Raw genomic sequence first — 14,050 nt, 5'->3', positions numbered from 1 at the left:
GACCGTTACCTCTCAGTGCGCTTTGGCGAGCTCACGATTGGTAGTCCCGCCTTGCGGTGGGACGGTCCCGGTCTGACCGGCGGCTGCCGTGCCGGGTTCACGTTTCACAGCCGCCTGCCCGCGTTGGCGGGTCTTCTGGTCGGCTCCACGTGCTGCCACCGGGCCACTCCCGGCGGTGTCGAACTGGGCCGCCAGGGCGGCCAGGTTGAGCGAGGCGTTATGGTCGCGGTCTGTGACCAGGCCGCACGCCTCGCAGTGGTAGGTGCGCTCGGACAGGGCCAGCTTGGTTTTCACCGTGCCGCAGCCCGAGCAGGTTTTCGAGGACGGGTACCACCGGTCGGCCACGATCAGCCGGCCGCCGCTCCACTGGGTTTTGTACGTGAGCTGCCGGCGGAGTTCGGCGAATCCGGCGTCGGCGATGTGTCTGGCGAGTCGCCGGTTGGCATACGAGACACCGGTTGCCGCCGCCCACTCCTTCAAGGTCACGCCGACAACCATAAGACTCTAGATGTCGCTAAAGAACATCGACACGCCAGCAGTTGTTAACCCTCCTCGGCTCAGGCGGGCGTCAGCGCGCCGGGCGAGTCGCTCCGGCGCTCCCTGGTACTGCAACGACCCGTCACGGGTCCCGATGCGGCTGCGGCAGCGGTGCCCCGGCCGGCCGGTCAGCGGTAGCGGTCGATGGCGGCCAGCAGGGCGTCCGCGTGCTCCGGGCGGCAGACCAGCAGGTCCGGCAGGCGCGGGTCGTCCCGGTTGTAGCGCAGCGGCGAGCCGTCGATCCGGGAGGCGTGCATGCCGGCGCCGAGGGCGACCGCGACCGGGGCGGCCGAGTCCCACTCGTACTGACCCCCGGCGTGCACGTACGCGTCGACCTCGCCGGTCACCACCGCGCAGACCTTCACCCCGGCCGAGCCCATCGGCACCGCCCGCGCGCCGATCCCCTCGACCAGTTCGCTGACGAACGCGGGCGGACGGGTGCGGCTCACCGCGATCCGCAGCCCCCCGTCGACGGGGGGCGCGGCGGTCTCCCGGGTGCCGAGGACCAGCGGCTCGCCGTGCTCGGTGGTCCGGGCCGGCATGCCGACCGCGCCGGCGACCAGCGCGCCGTCCGGGGCGGCGGAGCGCTGCCAGAGCGCCACGTGCACCGCCCAGTCGGTCCGGCCGGCCTCGGAGAACTCCCGGGTGCCGTCCAGCGGGTCGATGATCCACACCCGGTCCGCGTCGAGCCGGGCCGGCCGCTCCCCACCCGCCCAGGCCCGCCGGCTGTCCGCCTGCTCCTCGGAGAGCACCGCGTCGGCCGGCCGCCACCGGGCCAGCGCCGACGTCATCAGGTCGTGCGAGACCTTGTCGCCGGCGTTCTTGAGCGCCGCCGGGTCGGCGAAGCCCTGCGTCTCGCGCAGCGCCGTCAGCGCGGCGCCGGCCCGCCCGGCCAGCCACTCGGCGAATGCCTGGTCGTCGCGGCGACCCGTCCCGTCATCGGTCACGTGAACCTCATCACTGTCTCGGCGGCACCAACGATCCATCCTTCGGCGGCTGTCGGGACAAGGCCAGAGACCGGTCCGATTGCCGACAGAGCAGAGTGTGGCTCAACTCCGTCCTCGCTGCCCCGGATGATCAGTTGCCCGCATGTTGAACTTGGCGTGTATGCCGGCCGGACCGCCCCGGCCAGGCCCTAGGCTCGTCCGCATGACCGCCGAGCAGCTGATCTCCTTCGCCCGTGGGGCTCCCTCGCTGGACATCGTGGATGTCGAGGGGCTCAAGGCCGCCGCCGTCCGCGCCTTCGACGCCGACCCCGCCGGGGTCACGGCCTACGGCACCTCCGTCGGCTACCCGCCCCTGCGGAAGTGGATCGCCGACAAGCACGGCGTCGATCCCGCCCAGGTACTGATCACCAACGGCTCGTTGCAGGCCGACGCCTTCCTCTTCGACCACCTGGTACGCCCCGGCGACGCGGTCGTGGTCGAGCGCCCGACGTACGACCGGACCCTGCTGAACCTGCAGCGGATGGGTGGCGAGATCCACGGCGTGTCGATCCAGCCCGACGGCCTGGACACCGCCGAGCTGCGCAAGCTGCTGGAGTCCGGGGTCCGGCCGAAGCTCGCGCACGTGATCCCGAACTACCAGAACCCGGCCGGGGTCACCCTGTCGCTGGAGAAGCGGCGGGAACTGCTCGACCTGGCCGCCGAGTACGACTTCACGATCTTCGAGGACGACCCGTACGCCGACATCCGGTTCCGGGGCGAGCCGCTGCCGTCGATGCTCTCGCTGGACACCCGCGGCCTCGTGGTGCACGCGTCCAGCTTCACCAAGACGGTCTGCCCCGGCGTGCGGGTCGGCTACCTGATCGGGCCGGCGGACCTGATCGCCGACATCGCGAGGAAGGCCACCAACCTCTACATCTCCCCGGGGATGGTCTCCGAGGCGATCGTGCACCAGTTCTGCGTCTCCGGCGACATCGCCCGCTCGATCGAGACGGTCAGCACGGCGCTGGGCGAGCGCGCCCGGGTGCTCGCCGAGTCGCTGCGCCGGCACATCCCGCAGGCGCGGTTCGTGGAGCCGGACGGCGGCTACTTCCTCTGGGTCGAGCTGCCCGAGGACGTCGACGTCGACCGGCTCGCCCCGGCCGCCGCCGAGCGGGGCGTCGCGGTCGTCAAGGGCAGCGACTTCCTCCTCGACGGCGGGCGGCACGCGCTCCGGCTGGCCTTCTCGGCGGTCACCGCGGACCGTATCGACGAGGGCGTCCGGCGGCTGGCGGAGGCGATGGAGGCCGTTCGGGGCTGATTTTCTGTCAGATTTCTGACAGAACGGCGATGCCGGCCGGCTCAGGGCTCCCGCCCGGCCGGCCGGCGGCTCACAATGCTGCGAGCGCCACTCACCTCGGCCGGCGGGTCGACCTGCCCGAATGCGGGCGACGCCCGGCCCTGGTGACCAGTGGCGCGCTCAGCACAACCCCCGCCCCCAAATGGCGCCGGGTGGGCCGTGTCGCCCCCTCACCCCCCTGACGCGGCCCGGCCCGCCCGGCGCCGACCAGCCGGCGCGACGCGGGCAGGCCGGCCGAGGCGGGCGTACCCTGCAACGCGCGGCGGTGTGGGGCCGTCGCGGCAGCGCGGGGAGGGGGTCGCCATGACGGACCGGGCGGAGCGAAGCCGGGACGCGTCGCCGGACGGGGTGCGGGTGATCAAGCCCCGGGCCTGGGCGCCGGTTCGGGCCATGACCCGCATCCTCAACGCCGACGGCAGCCAGCGCGCCCCCGAGCCGGCCGGCCCCGGCCGCAGCGCCGTGGTGGACTGCGGGCTCTACGTCAAGGGCAGGCGGCAGCCCGGCGAGTGCCACTACGCCGAGGCGCTCGCCGCCGCCCGCAGCCGGAACGGGTTCGTCTGGCTCGGCCTGCACGAGCCCGAGCTGGCCGAGATGACCGAGATCGCCGCGACCTTCGGCCTGCACGAGCTGGCCGTCGAGGACGCGGTCAAGGCCCAGCAGCGGCCCAAGCTGGAGCGCTTCGGCGACGTCAGCTTCCTCGTGCTGCGTACGGCACGGTACTGCGAGCACGCCGAGCTGACCGAGAACTCGGAGGTCGTCGAGACGGGTCAGGTGATGCTCTTCATCGGCCCGCAGTTCCTGATCAGCGTCCGGCACGGCGACGCCTGCCGGCTCTCTCCCGTCCGGGCCGACCTGGAGGCCAGGCACGAGCTGCTGGCGCACGGCCCGTGGGCGGTGGCGTACGCGATCACGGACCGGGTGGTCGACCTCTACCTGGAGGTGGCCGACCAGCTGGAGGACGACCTGGACGTGCTGGAGACCGACGTGTTCGACCGGCAGAGCACCGGGCGCATCCAGCGGATCTACCAGATGAAGCGGGAGCTGGTCGAGTTCAAGCGGGCGGTGATGCCGCTGCAACGACCGCTGCTGACGCTCACCGCCGAGGCCAACCGGGAGGTCCCGCATGAGGTACGGCGCTACTTCCGGGACGTGCAGGACCACCTCAGCCGCACCGTCGAGCAGGTCAACTCGTACGACGACCTGCTGAACTCGATCCTCCAGGCGCGGCTGGCCCAGGTCACCGTCGACCAGAACAACGACATGCGCAAGATCGCGTCCTGGGCCGCCATCGCCGCGGTCTGGACCGCGATCGCGGGCATCTACGGCATGAACTTCGAGAACATGCCCGAGCTGCGGATGACGTACGGATATCCCGTCGTCCTCGCCCTGATGCTGGGCATCTCGCTCGCCCTCTACCGCTGGCTCCGCCGCAACGGCTGGCTGTAGGGAAGGGCCCCTGTCGACGCCTGTGGTGGAGAAGGGGACCCTTCTCCACCACAGGCGTTGGTCCCCGCGCCCCGGGCGCGGCCCCGGAGATCAGCGTCGGCCGCCGGACTTGGTCGCGTCCTGCTTGCCCAGCGCCTTGCCCAGGTCGTCCGCCGGGCGGCCGGAGGTGTCCCGGGCGCCCTCGGCGACCGAGGGGACCTTGTCGTTCGGCTGGACGGCCGGCCTGCCGCCCGGCTTCGTGGTGGAGGCGCCGTCGCCGCCGGCCACCGCCGAGCTGCCGGTGCCGGCCGGGCCGCCGGCCGCCCGGGAGCCGCCGGCCGGGCCGCTCGCGGCGGGAGAGCCGCCGGTTCCGGCGGGCGAGCCGGGCTTGTCGCCGTTGGCCGAGGGGGTCTCCACGACCAGGGTGTCCACCTCGTCGCGGACCGGCTCGACGGCCACGGTCGCGTCGTACTCGGTCCACTCGTGCCGGTCCCGGCGGCGGCGCATCGCCATCGCGCCGGCCAGCCCGGCGACCGCCCCGGCGGCGAACAGGCCGGTCATCATCCGCCCGCCCTGGCGCGACTTCCGCTTCCGTGCCTTGAGGTTGCCGGCCTTGGCCCTCCGGGTCACCGCGGCCTGCTTCGCCGCGGCGGCCTTTTTGCCGGCGACGGCCCTGCCGGCCGCCTCGGCCTGCGCGTTGCGAACGGCCAGGGCCAGTGGCGCGAGCGCCGCGAACGTGGACGCGAGACCACTCGACGTCCGGTCGCGCACCCTGAGGGCGGTCGGCGCGACGGCGCTCCGGGCCGCCTGGACCCGCGGGCCGACCGAGGCGCCGGCACCCTTCGCCGCGTACGTGGCCGCCTGCCTCAGGTGACCGATGCCCTGGTTCAGCTCGGCCCTGGCCAGCTGCCCCTGGGTCTTGCGCCGCCCGATTCCAAACACGGTCCCACCTCCTGGGAGTTGCTCCTTCGTCATCCTCCACCTTCGGATGCCTCCGCACTGCCAGAACGGGCACATGGGAGGATCCGCATGGAACTGACCGACGAATGAGGAGTACCCGTGGCCGAGGCTGTCTACGCCACTTTGCACACCAACGCTGGCCCGATCCGGCTGGAGCTCTTTCCGAACCACGCCCCGAAGACGGTCCGTAACTTCGTGGACCTGGCCGAGGGCAACCGCGAGTACGTCGACCCGCGTACGGGTCAGCCGGGCAACGGCCCGTACTACGACGGCACCATCTCGCACCGGGTGATCAGCGGCTTCATGATCCAGATGGGCGACCCGACCGGCACCGGTCGCGGCGGCCCGGGCTACAAGTTCGCCGACGAGTTTCACCCGGACCTGCGCTTCGACCGGCCGTACCTGCTCGCCATGGCGAACGCCGGGCCGGGCACCAACGGCTCGCAGTTCTTCATCACCGTCGCGCCGACGCCGCACCTGAACAACCGGCACACCATCTTCGGTCAGGTGGCCGACGAGGCGTCGGCGAAGGTGGTGGACTCGATCGCCAACACCCCGACCGGCCCGAGCGACCGTCCCCTGCAGGACGTCGTCATCGAGCGCGTCGAGATCGAGCGCACCCCGGCCTGACGGGCCAGCGAGGTACCTTTGCTCGCATGACTGAGCGCCCCGCCGGCACCGGGAGGCCGCGGCCGTGAGCGAGTCCCCGCCGACCACCCCGGTCTGCTACCAGCACCCCGGCCGGGAGACGTACGTCCGGTGCACCCGCTGCGACCGGCCGATCTGCCCGGACTGCATGCGTGAGGCGTCGGTGGGGCACCAGTGCCCCGAGTGCGTGAACGAGGGACGCCGTAGCGTGCGGCCGGCGCGTACCGCCTTCGGTGGCGGTGCCGCCGGCCGCCACGGCTACGTGACCAGGGTCCTCATCGCGCTGAACGTGCTGATGATGATCCTGTCCATCGCCTCCGACCGGGGCGGGGACGCGGCGGCCGGCGGCGCGGGCTTCGGCGGCCTGATGGGCGGCAGCACCCCGCTGACCGACTGGGGCTCCGTGATCGGACGGGCCCTCTTCCCCGACGGCACCGTGCACGGCATCGCCGAGGGTGAGTGGTACCGGCTGGTCACTGCGATGTTCCTGCACTACGGCGTGGTGCACCTGCTGCTCAACATGTGGGCGCTCTGGGTGCTCGGCCGGTCCCTGGAGGCCAACCTCGGGCCGCTGCGCTTCCTCGGCCTGTACCTGGTCGCCGGCTTCGGCGGGAACGTGGCCGCCTACCTGTTCAGCGCCCCGAACACCGCCTCGGCCGGGGCGTCCACCGCGATGTTCGGCCTCTTCGCCGCGCTGATCGTGGTCGAGCGCCGGATGGGTCGCGACATCTCGTCCGTCCTGCCCATCCTGGTCATCAACCTGGTCTTCACCCTGACCGTGCCGAATCTCTCCATCCCGGGTCACCTCGGGGGCCTGGTCGTCGGCGGGGCGCTGGCCCTCGTGCTGGCGTACGCCCCCAGGTCCCGGCGCGGGCTGTTCCAACTCGCCGGGGGCGCGATCCTGGTCGTGGCGCTGCTCGGGCTGGTGCTCGTCCGCACGGCGATGCTGGTCGGCTGACCCGCGCCCGCCTCGAACGTGCCCGGGTCAGCGCCGCTCCGGGCGGGCCGCGCGCAGCGCCTCGGCCACCTCGCCCGGCGGGGCGTCCAGGTCGTACCGGCCGAACAGGTGCAGCGAGTCGCCCGTGTCGATCTCCAGAACCTCCGTGGCCAGGCCCAGCCGGGGCCGGCGGTCCACGGTGATCGCCTCGACCGCGTCCCAGTCGAGCCGCCGGCGGCCGGCGAACCCGCTGATCACCGTGATCCCCGCCGCGTCGACGGCGAGCCGTACCGGCGCCAGCAGGTCGCGCAGCGCCGAGCCGACCAGAGCGGCGGCTGCCAGCCCGGCCAGCACGAGCCGCACCTGGTCGCCCTCGGCGAAGAACAGCCCGAGCCCGACCAGGGCCGCCGCGCCGGGCAGCTTCAGCACGGGCAGGGCGCGCGGCACCCGCCACTGCGCCGCCGACGACTCCGAGTCCGTTCCCGCCCGCACCGGTAAAGCATGCCCGACCCGCCGGGGCTCGCGGGTGCCGCCAGGAATTCGGGGCGGACGGGCGCCCGGCGAAGGACGTAGGATCGGGACAGCCAGGTTACCGGGGAGTAGATATGAGTGACGCGGTCATCGTCGGTGCGGTACGGACCCCGGTCGGGCGGCGCAAGGGCAGCCTCGCCGGCGTCCACCCGGTCGACCTCTCGGCCCACGCCCTGCGTGCCCTCGCCGAGCGCACCGGGATCGACCCCGAGCAGGTCGACGACGTGATCTGGGGCTGCGTGTCCCAGGTCGCCGAGCAGTCCTGGAACGTCGCCCGCAACGCCGTGCTCGCCGCCGGCTGGCCCGAGTCGGTCCCCGGCACGACGCTGGACCGGCAGTGCGGGTCGAGCCAGCAGGCGCTGCACTTCGCCGCCGCCACCGTCCTGTCCGGCCAGGCCGACCTGGTGGTGGCCGGGGGCGTCGAGTCGATGACCCGGGTGCCGATGGGCTCCAGCGTCGGCACCGGGATGCCGTTCAGCGACCAGGTCCGCGACCGCTACCGCGGCGTCGAGGGCTTCGCCGAGGACGCGCCGCTGCCGTTCAACCAGGGCGTCGGCGCCGAGCTGATCGCGGCCCGCTGGCGCTTCTCCCGCGCCCAGCTCGACGAGTACGCCCTGGCCAGCCACGTCAAGGCCGCCGCCGCCCAGGACGCGGGCGCGTTCGACCCGGAGCTGGCTCCGGTCGCGCTGCCCGACGGGGCCAAGTTCGCCGCCGACGAGGGCATCCGCCGGGACACCTCGCTGGAGAAGCTCGGCGAGCTGGCCACCCCGTTCCGCCCCGACGGCGTGGTCACCGCCGGCTCCGCGTCCCAGATCTCCGACGGGGCGGCGGCGCTCGCCGTCACCACGTCCGACTGGGCCAGCCGGCACGGCCTGCGTCCGCTGGCCCGGGTGCACACCGCCGTGGTCGCCGCCGACGATCCGGTCACCATGCTCACGGCCCCCATCCCGGCCACCGCGAAGGCGCTGCGCCGCGCGGGGCTGGGCATCGAGGAGATCGGGGTGTACGAGGTGAACGAGGCGTTCGCCCCGGTTCCGCTGGCCTGGCTGGCGGAGACGGAGGCGGACCCGGAGCGGCTGAACCCGCGCGGCGGGGCCATCGCCCTGGGCCATCCGCTCGGCGCGTCCGGTGCCCGGATCATGACCACGATGCTCCAGCACATGCGGGACAACGCCATCCGCTACGGCCTGCAGACCATGTGCGAGGGCGGCGGCATGGCCAACGCCACCATCCTCGAACTGCTCTGACCCCGGCGGCCCGCCCCGCGGGCCCTGGGCCCCTCCATACACCAAAATCGGACGGGGAGTGCGACTCGGGGGCGTGGAAGTTCCGCAATCCGGCCGTGACCCATATCACTCCACCGTCGGGGTCGTTGGGCAGGTCATGGACGTCTTCTCCCGAACGTTCCTGCCCGCGGCCGCCGAGACCGGGCTGGCGGTGCAGACCGTCAGCCGGCACATGCCGATCTTCCGCCGGTGCGTGGGCTCCGGCGACGCCACGATCATGGTCACCCGGTGCAGCCGCCCGGAGCGGCCGGTCGGCGACTACCTGCTGCTGCTCACCCACCGGCGGCTCGTGGTCACCCGGCAGTCCCGGGTGCTGCACCGGCTGCGCCTGCACCTCAACGCCGAACTGCGCGACCTCAGCGACGTCACGTGGAGCCCCGATCCCCGGCTGCCCGGGGTGGAGTTGGCCGCCACCGCCATCGACGGTGTGCGGGAGCGGTTCCTCATCCGCACCCAGCACCCGAAACAGGTGTGGCAGCTCGACACGCTGCTGCACCACGCGTTCCGCACCCGGCTGCGGACGCCGAACGAGCGGATCGTCGCCACGATCGGGAACCTGTCGGCCGCCTCGCGCACCGGCGCGCCCCGGCCCGTCGTGGTGCACTGACCCTCTGATCCTTACCTGATCCGAACACGCCCCGACGATCCCCGTCAGCGCCGGTCGGCAATCATGGGTCGGTGACCGTCGACGCACCCGGACGCAGGCTGATCCTCGTCGTCGAGGACGAGCCGGCCATCGCCGACCTGGTCCGGCTCTACCTGAGCCGGGACGGCTTCGGCGTACACCTGGAACGCGACGGCGAGGCCGGGCTGTCCGCCGCCCGCCGGCTGCGCCCGGTGGCCTGCGTCCTGGACATCGCCCTGCCGGGCCTGGCCGGCACCGAGATCTGCCGGCGGCTGCGCGAGGTCGGCGACTGGACGCCCGTCATCTTCCTCACCGCGCGCGACGACGAGGTGGACCGGATCGTCGGTCTGGAACTCGGCGCGGACGACTACGTGACCAAGCCGTTCAGCCCGCGCGAACTGGTCGCCCGGGTCCGCGCCGTGCTGCGCCGCGCCGCCGGCGCACCCGAGGCCGCGGAGCGGGCCCGGGTGGTCGGCCCGGTGACCCTGGACCCGACCCGCCGGACGGTGACCGCGGCCGGCGCGCCGGTCCAGCTCACCTCCACGGAGTTCGACCTGCTCGCCCACCTGATGGCCCGCCCCGGCCGGGTCTTCACGCGGGAGGAGCTGCTGGCCGGCGTCTGGGGGTACGCCGCCCACGCCGGCACCCGCACCGTCGACGTGCACGTCGCGCAGGTCCGGGCGAAGCTGGGCGCGGCGGCCGGGGTGATCCGCACCCACCGGGGCGTCGGGTACGCCGCCGATGGCTGAGCACCCGCCGCCCGGGGACCGGCCCGCGCCGCCGGTGGCTCCCCCGGGAGCGGACCCGGCGCCGCCGCCCGTCCCGGCCCAGCCGACCGTCGCGCTGCCGGTCATCGGCGCCCGCCCCGCCCCGCCGCCGCGCCGCCGACCCGGCCGTACGCTCGCCGCCCGGGCGGTGCTGGTCACCTGCGCCGTGGCGCTCGTGTCGGTGCTGGTCACCGCCCTGGTGGCGGTGCCGCTCGCGGTGCGCGGGGCGGAGCGGCGCGATCAGGAGGCCCTCGCCGCGCAGGCCCGGCTCGCCGCCGACGTGCTGCGCGTATCCCGGGTGCGGCAGGGCGACGCGGCCGGCGAGCGGCTGATCCGCCAGCTCCGCGCGCAGGACATCGACGTGTACGTCGTCCGGGCCGGCGCGGTCGACCGCGCCGGCCTGCCCGGGCAGGTGGTGAACCGGGTCGCCGAGGGGCGCAACGTCTCCGGACGGCGGCTGGTGGCCGGCGAGCGCGCCCTGGTCGAGGGGCGGGCGCTGCCCGGCGGGGACGGCGTGGTGCTCACCCGGCCGGCCACCCCCGGACTGTGGGGCCGGGTGCTGCTGAGCCTGTGGCTGCCGTTGCTCGCCGGGCTGGCCGCCGGGCTGGCCGCCGGGTCGCTGCTGGCCCGCCGGCTCGCCCACCCGATCCGTACGGCCGCCACCGCCGCCGCCCGGCTCAGCGCCGGCGACCGGAGCGTGCGGGTGCCGGTCGAGCCACCCGACGAGGTCGCCGAGCTGGCAATCGCGCTGAACGGGCTGGCCGCCGCGCTGGCCACCAGCGAGGGACGGCAGCGGGAGTTCCTGCTGTCGGTCTCGCACGAGCTGCGCACCCCGCTCACGGCGATCCGGGGGTACGCCGAGGCGCTCGCCGACGGAGTGGTCGGCGCGGACGAGGCCCCGGACACCGGGCGGACCATGCTCGCCGAGGCGGAACACCTGGACCGGCTGGTCCGCGACCTGCTGGCGCTGGCCCGGCTGGAGGCCGCCGACTTCCCGCTGGAGCCGGTGCCCGTCGACCTGGCCCGGCTGGCGGCGGACGCGGAGCGCACCTGGGCCGACCGCTGCGCGGCCGTGGGGGTGCCGTTCCGCACCGAGATCCCCGACCGGCCCGTGCCGGCGTACACCGATCCGGGGCGGATCCGGCAGGTGGTCGACGGGCTGCTGGAGAACGCGCTGCGGGTCGTACCCCCGGGGGCGCCGGTGGTGCTCGCAGCCCGGCCGGCCGGGTCCGACCCGGCCGCCGGCGGCGTGCTGGAGGTGCGCGACGGCGGCCCGGGCTTCACCGACGACGACCTGGCGGTGGCGTTCGAGCGCGGCGCGCTGCACCAGCGCTACCGGGGGGTGCGCAAGGTGGGCAGCGGGCTCGGCCTGGCGCTCGCCGCGGGGCTGGTCCGCCGGCTCGGCGGGGAGATCGCCGCCGGGCACGCGCCCGAGGGCGGTGCGGCGTTCACCGTACGGCTGCCGGCGGATCCTTACCTGATCCGAACATCGCGTTGACGTCGCCTGAGCCCCGGTGCGCGACGCTGGGGCCAACCGACGGAAAGGGAGAACGATGGCACGTCACGGACTCGTCGCCGGCACCACCGCGCTACTCGCGGCGCTCGCGTTCGGCGTGGCCGGATGCGGCCCGGCCGAGGTGACCGGCAGCCGCCAGCAGGAGACCGCGGTCGAGGTGTCCGCCGCGCTGGGGGCGGAGGGCCAGGCGCTGGCCGCGATGGGCTTCGACGCCGGGGACCTGGACCTGGAGTTGGTCGCCGCGCCCGCGCCCGCCGCCTCCGGCGAGCCGTCGCCGAGCGCCGGGGAAAAGGCGCGGCGGGGCGAGCGGGCGGAGGAGTGGCGCAAGCGCCACCGGGCCCGGGTGCTGCTGCGCCGCGGCACGCTGCACGGCGAGGCGGTCGTCCGCACGAAGGACGGCGGTACGCGGACGGTGGCCGTCCAGCGCGGCGAGGTGACCGCGATCGACGGCGACTCGATGACCGTCAAGTCGACCGACGGCTTCACGATGACCTGGACGTTCGGCGAGAACCTGCGGGTCGTCGAGCGGCGTACGACGATCCAGCCGACCGCAGTCAAGGTCGGCACCACGGTCGGCGTGGCCGGCGCCAAGGACGGCGACACGGCCACCGCCCGCCTCGTCCTGATCAGGTGATGCGAAGGGGCCCCGGTGACCGGGGCCCCTTCTGCCGGTCAGTAGACGCGTGAGCCGATGAAGTCGTCGTGGCCGTAGCCGACCGGGTTGGCGAAGCTGCGCGACTCGAACGACCACTGCTGGCGGGCGCTGGTCGAGCAGGTGGCCAGCCGCAGCCGGGGCGTACCCAGCCACGGGTTGTCGAACGCCACGCAGAGGTTGCTTGCGCCGGCCGCCCGGAGCTGGTTGCCGACGAACACGAACTTCTGGTTGGCGCCGCCGTGGCAGTCGTGGATGTTGACCGTCGTGTCGACGGTCAGCGAACCGCCGGACACGTCGAGGCAGCGGTCGTGGGACAGCTCCGAGTGCAGGGACTGGCGCGTCGGGTCGTACCAGAAGCCCTGGTTACGACCGCCGTGGCAGGCGTACGACTGCTGGACGGTGCCGTTGCGGGAGTCGTACCCCCTGCCGTCGACGCAGGTGCCGGTGGCCCCGTTGCGCAGTTGCCGGAACTCCATCAGCCCGCCGTACAGGACCCCGCTGCCGGTGCTGGCCGGGTCGACGCAGGTCGCCTGCTGCTGCCCCGAGTTCCAGAACTGGGTGACGCACTGGGCGAACATGCCGTGGCCCCGGGCGTTGGGGTGGAACGACTGCCGGGCCGCGTTCTCGTCCCAGATGCCGAGTTCGATGTACAGGCCCCGTACGGAGGTGTTGTCGGTGCACACCTCGTGACCGTGGAAGAGCCGGCTGGCGTCCAGGTACCGGGTGCCGGTGTTGGCGGCGGCGGCGCGCAGCGCCGACTCGAACAGCGGCACCGCCTTGTTCCGGGCGAACGCCGAGTCGGCCAGGTAGAGCAGGCAGCCGCCCGAGTACCAGCCGGGGAAGTCCGGGTTGTCCTCGACGTCCGGGCTGGCCGGGCTCGGGTACGACATCAACACCAGCTCGTAGTCGGAGCGCAGGTAGCCGGCGTTCGTCATGGTCTGCCGGATCGAGGCGAGCGCCTCCTCGACGGCCCGCCGGCTGCCGTCGGTGCGGATGGTCCACTGGTCGGTGTACGTCTGCCAGCAGGTGCCGAGGAAGAACACCCGGTGCAGCGCGCAGTCGGTGGCGACCGGGCCGAACTGGATCGTGCCGTCGCCGTTGGCGCCGACGACCACCCAGATCAGCTTGACGCGCGTGTTGCGGGCCTTGATCGCCAGGTAGTCGCCCTGGTTCAGCTCGTTGTGCTGGGTCGGGCCGCCGGCCACCAGGTTCCACGGGGTGGCCCCGGAGCAGGCCAGGTTGTACTGCGTGTCCGACGGGATGCCGGTACGGAACACGGCCTGGTCGTACGACCGGTCGCACCAGTTGCCGGGCTCGTGGGTGCCCGGGACGTAGTTGCCCACCCCCTCGCCGGAGATCTCGCTGTCGCCCATCGTGATCAGCGAGGTGCGGCGCTGCTCGATCGGCCGGATCTCGGGGCTGCCGTACAGGGCGGTGGCCTCGGCGGCGCGGACCGCTTCGAGGTTGGCGGGGAGCGGTTGGACGGGCGGGGGGTCGGCCGCGGCGGCGGGGGAGGCCGGCCCGGCGAGCATCGGCAGGACGAGCGCGGTGGCGAGGACGACGGTCAGGGCCCGTCGCGGGGACCTCCGGGTGCGCCTGGCGGGGGTACCAGACATCGACGTACTCCTTCCACTCGATCGCGGGACGTCGATTGAGTTAACCGACGGTAACGCTTCCGTCGAGATATGTGAATACGTCTAGGTAACGGGCGGTGAGCGTAGGCGCGCTCCGGCCCAAGATCCGCGCAAGCTCGTGGAAGTTGTCCCCTCAACCGGCGACGGAGGGGACAACTTCCAGGAAGTTGCGCGACCCGGAGGCGGGCCGCGTCAGCGGCCCGGAGGCGGGCGGCGTCAGCGACCCGGAGGCGGGCGGCGTCAGCC

The 14,050-nt window shown here is 73.6% G+C and carries 14 protein-coding genes; 9 read left to right on the top strand and 5 right to left on the bottom strand.

From position 1 onward, the window contains the following. Positions 1 to 12 precede the first annotated feature (12 nt). Both ACGFIZ_RS00150 and ACGFIZ_RS00145 read right to left on the bottom strand, forming a co-directional pair. Positions 13 to 486: a zinc ribbon domain-containing protein gene (locus ACGFIZ_RS00150; RefSeq protein WP_393413779.1), complete on the bottom strand. Its 474-nt coding sequence runs from the start codon at positions 484 to 486 to the stop codon at positions 13 to 15. A gap of 179 nt (positions 487 to 665) precedes the next feature. Continuing rightward, the gene (locus ACGFIZ_RS00145) at positions 666 to 1,523 is read right to left on the bottom strand and encodes a 3'(2'),5'-bisphosphate nucleotidase CysQ (protein ID WP_393413776.1); all 858 of its coding nucleotides are present in this window, start codon (positions 1,521 to 1,523) and stop codon (positions 666 to 668) included. A gap of 163 nt (positions 1,524 to 1,686) precedes the next feature. Between ACGFIZ_RS00145 and ACGFIZ_RS00140 the strand changes: the two genes are divergently transcribed. Next, a complete protein-coding gene (locus ACGFIZ_RS00140) occupies positions 1,687 to 2,781 on the top strand; it encodes a PLP-dependent aminotransferase family protein (protein ID WP_393413773.1) in 1,095 nt (364 codons plus the stop codon). A 342-nt stretch (positions 2,782 to 3,123) separates the two neighbouring features. Continuing rightward, positions 3,124 to 4,266, top strand: a complete 1,143-nt coding sequence (gene corA / locus ACGFIZ_RS00135; protein WP_393413770.1) for a magnesium/cobalt transporter CorA — start codon at positions 3,124 to 3,126, stop codon at positions 4,264 to 4,266. Between the two features lie 90 nt (positions 4,267 to 4,356). On the opposite strand, the gene ACGFIZ_RS00130 is transcribed toward corA, so the two are convergent. Continuing rightward, complete coding sequence (locus ACGFIZ_RS00130) at positions 4,357 to 5,220, bottom strand: hypothetical protein (RefSeq protein ID WP_393413767.1); 864 nt, start codon at positions 5,218 to 5,220, stop codon at positions 4,357 to 4,359. 84 nt (positions 5,221 to 5,304) lie between these two features. On the opposite strand from ACGFIZ_RS00130, the gene ACGFIZ_RS00125 reads away from it, so the two are divergent. Next, positions 5,305 to 5,835, top strand: a complete 531-nt coding sequence (locus tag ACGFIZ_RS00125) for a peptidylprolyl isomerase (protein ID WP_347667291.1) — start codon at positions 5,305 to 5,307, stop codon at positions 5,833 to 5,835. Between the two features lie 64 nt (positions 5,836 to 5,899). Further along, positions 5,900 to 6,811: a rhomboid family intramembrane serine protease gene (locus ACGFIZ_RS00120; RefSeq protein WP_393413764.1), complete on the top strand. Its 912-nt coding sequence runs from the start codon at positions 5,900 to 5,902 to the stop codon at positions 6,809 to 6,811. 27 nt (positions 6,812 to 6,838) lie between these two features. Here ACGFIZ_RS00120 and ACGFIZ_RS00115 read toward each other — a convergent pair whose 3' ends face one another. Then, the gene (locus tag ACGFIZ_RS00115; protein WP_393413761.1) at positions 6,839 to 7,282 is read right to left on the bottom strand and encodes a PH domain-containing protein; all 444 of its coding nucleotides are present in this window, start codon (positions 7,280 to 7,282) and stop codon (positions 6,839 to 6,841) included. 113 nt (positions 7,283 to 7,395) lie between these two features. On the opposite strand from ACGFIZ_RS00115, the gene ACGFIZ_RS00110 reads away from it, so the two are divergent. The 5 genes from ACGFIZ_RS00110 to ACGFIZ_RS00090 all read left to right on the top strand — a co-directional run bounded on the left by ACGFIZ_RS00110 (position 7,396) and on the right by ACGFIZ_RS00090 (position 12,149). Then, positions 7,396 to 8,568: a thiolase family protein gene (locus ACGFIZ_RS00110; protein WP_393413758.1), complete on the top strand. Its 1,173-nt coding sequence runs from the start codon at positions 7,396 to 7,398 to the stop codon at positions 8,566 to 8,568. Between the two features lie 136 nt (positions 8,569 to 8,704). Then, a complete protein-coding gene (locus ACGFIZ_RS00105) occupies positions 8,705 to 9,214 on the top strand; it encodes a hypothetical protein (RefSeq protein ID WP_393413756.1) in 510 nt (169 codons plus the stop codon). Between the two features lie 71 nt (positions 9,215 to 9,285). Beyond that, the gene (locus tag ACGFIZ_RS00100; protein ID WP_393413753.1) at positions 9,286 to 9,981 is read left to right on the top strand and encodes a response regulator; all 696 of its coding nucleotides are present in this window, start codon (positions 9,286 to 9,288) and stop codon (positions 9,979 to 9,981) included. Further along, positions 9,974 to 11,497 (top strand): sensor histidine kinase, encoded by a 1,524-nt coding sequence (locus ACGFIZ_RS00095; RefSeq protein ID WP_393413750.1) that lies wholly within the window; start codon positions 9,974 to 9,976, stop codon positions 11,495 to 11,497. Before ACGFIZ_RS00100 ends, ACGFIZ_RS00095 begins: the two co-directional genes overlap by 8 nt. Positions 11,498 to 11,552: 55 nt before the next feature. Continuing rightward, complete coding sequence (locus tag ACGFIZ_RS00090; RefSeq protein WP_393413748.1) at positions 11,553 to 12,149, top strand: hypothetical protein; 597 nt, start codon at positions 11,553 to 11,555, stop codon at positions 12,147 to 12,149. Between the two features lie 38 nt (positions 12,150 to 12,187). Here ACGFIZ_RS00090 and ACGFIZ_RS00085 read toward each other — a convergent pair whose 3' ends face one another. Continuing rightward, positions 12,188 to 13,786, bottom strand: a complete 1,599-nt coding sequence (locus ACGFIZ_RS00085; protein WP_393413745.1) for a ricin-type beta-trefoil lectin domain protein — start codon at positions 13,784 to 13,786, stop codon at positions 12,188 to 12,190. Positions 13,787 to 14,050: the final 264 nt, after the last annotated feature.

The sequence above is a fragment of the Micromonospora sp. NPDC048830 genome (assembly GCF_043198215.1).
Classification (GTDB): Bacteria; Actinomycetota; Actinomycetes; order Mycobacteriales; family Micromonosporaceae; genus Micromonospora.
Note: the sequence above shows the minus strand (reverse complement) of the source record. Positions and strands in the feature narration are given on the sequence as shown.

Coding starts and splice junctions, on each gene's coding strand:
- ACGFIZ_RS00140 (WP_393413773.1), top strand. CDS start 1,687: ATGACCGCCGAGCAGCTGATCTCCTTCGCCCGTGGGGCTCCCTCGCTG.
- corA (WP_393413770.1), top strand. CDS start 3,124: ATGACGGACCGGGCGGAGCGAAGCCGGGACGCGTCGCCGGACGGGGTG.
- ACGFIZ_RS00105 (WP_393413756.1), top strand. CDS start 8,705: ATGGACGTCTTCTCCCGAACGTTCCTGCCCGCGGCCGCCGAGACCGGG.
- ACGFIZ_RS00090 (WP_393413748.1), top strand. CDS start 11,553: ATGGCACGTCACGGACTCGTCGCCGGCACCACCGCGCTACTCGCGGCG.
- ACGFIZ_RS00145 (WP_393413776.1), bottom strand. CDS start 1,523: ATGGATCGTTGGTGCCGCCGAGACAGTGATGAGGTTCACGTGACCGAT.
- ACGFIZ_RS00130 (WP_393413767.1), bottom strand. CDS start 5,220: ATGACGAAGGAGCAACTCCCAGGAGGTGGGACCGTGTTTGGAATCGGG.
- ACGFIZ_RS00110 (WP_393413758.1), top strand. CDS start 7,396: ATGAGTGACGCGGTCATCGTCGGTGCGGTACGGACCCCGGTCGGGCGG.
- ACGFIZ_RS00085 (WP_393413745.1), bottom strand. CDS start 13,786: ATGTCTGGTACCCCCGCCAGGCGCACCCGGAGGTCCCCGCGACGGGCC.
- ACGFIZ_RS00095 (WP_393413750.1), top strand. CDS start 9,974: ATGGCTGAGCACCCGCCGCCCGGGGACCGGCCCGCGCCGCCGGTGGCT.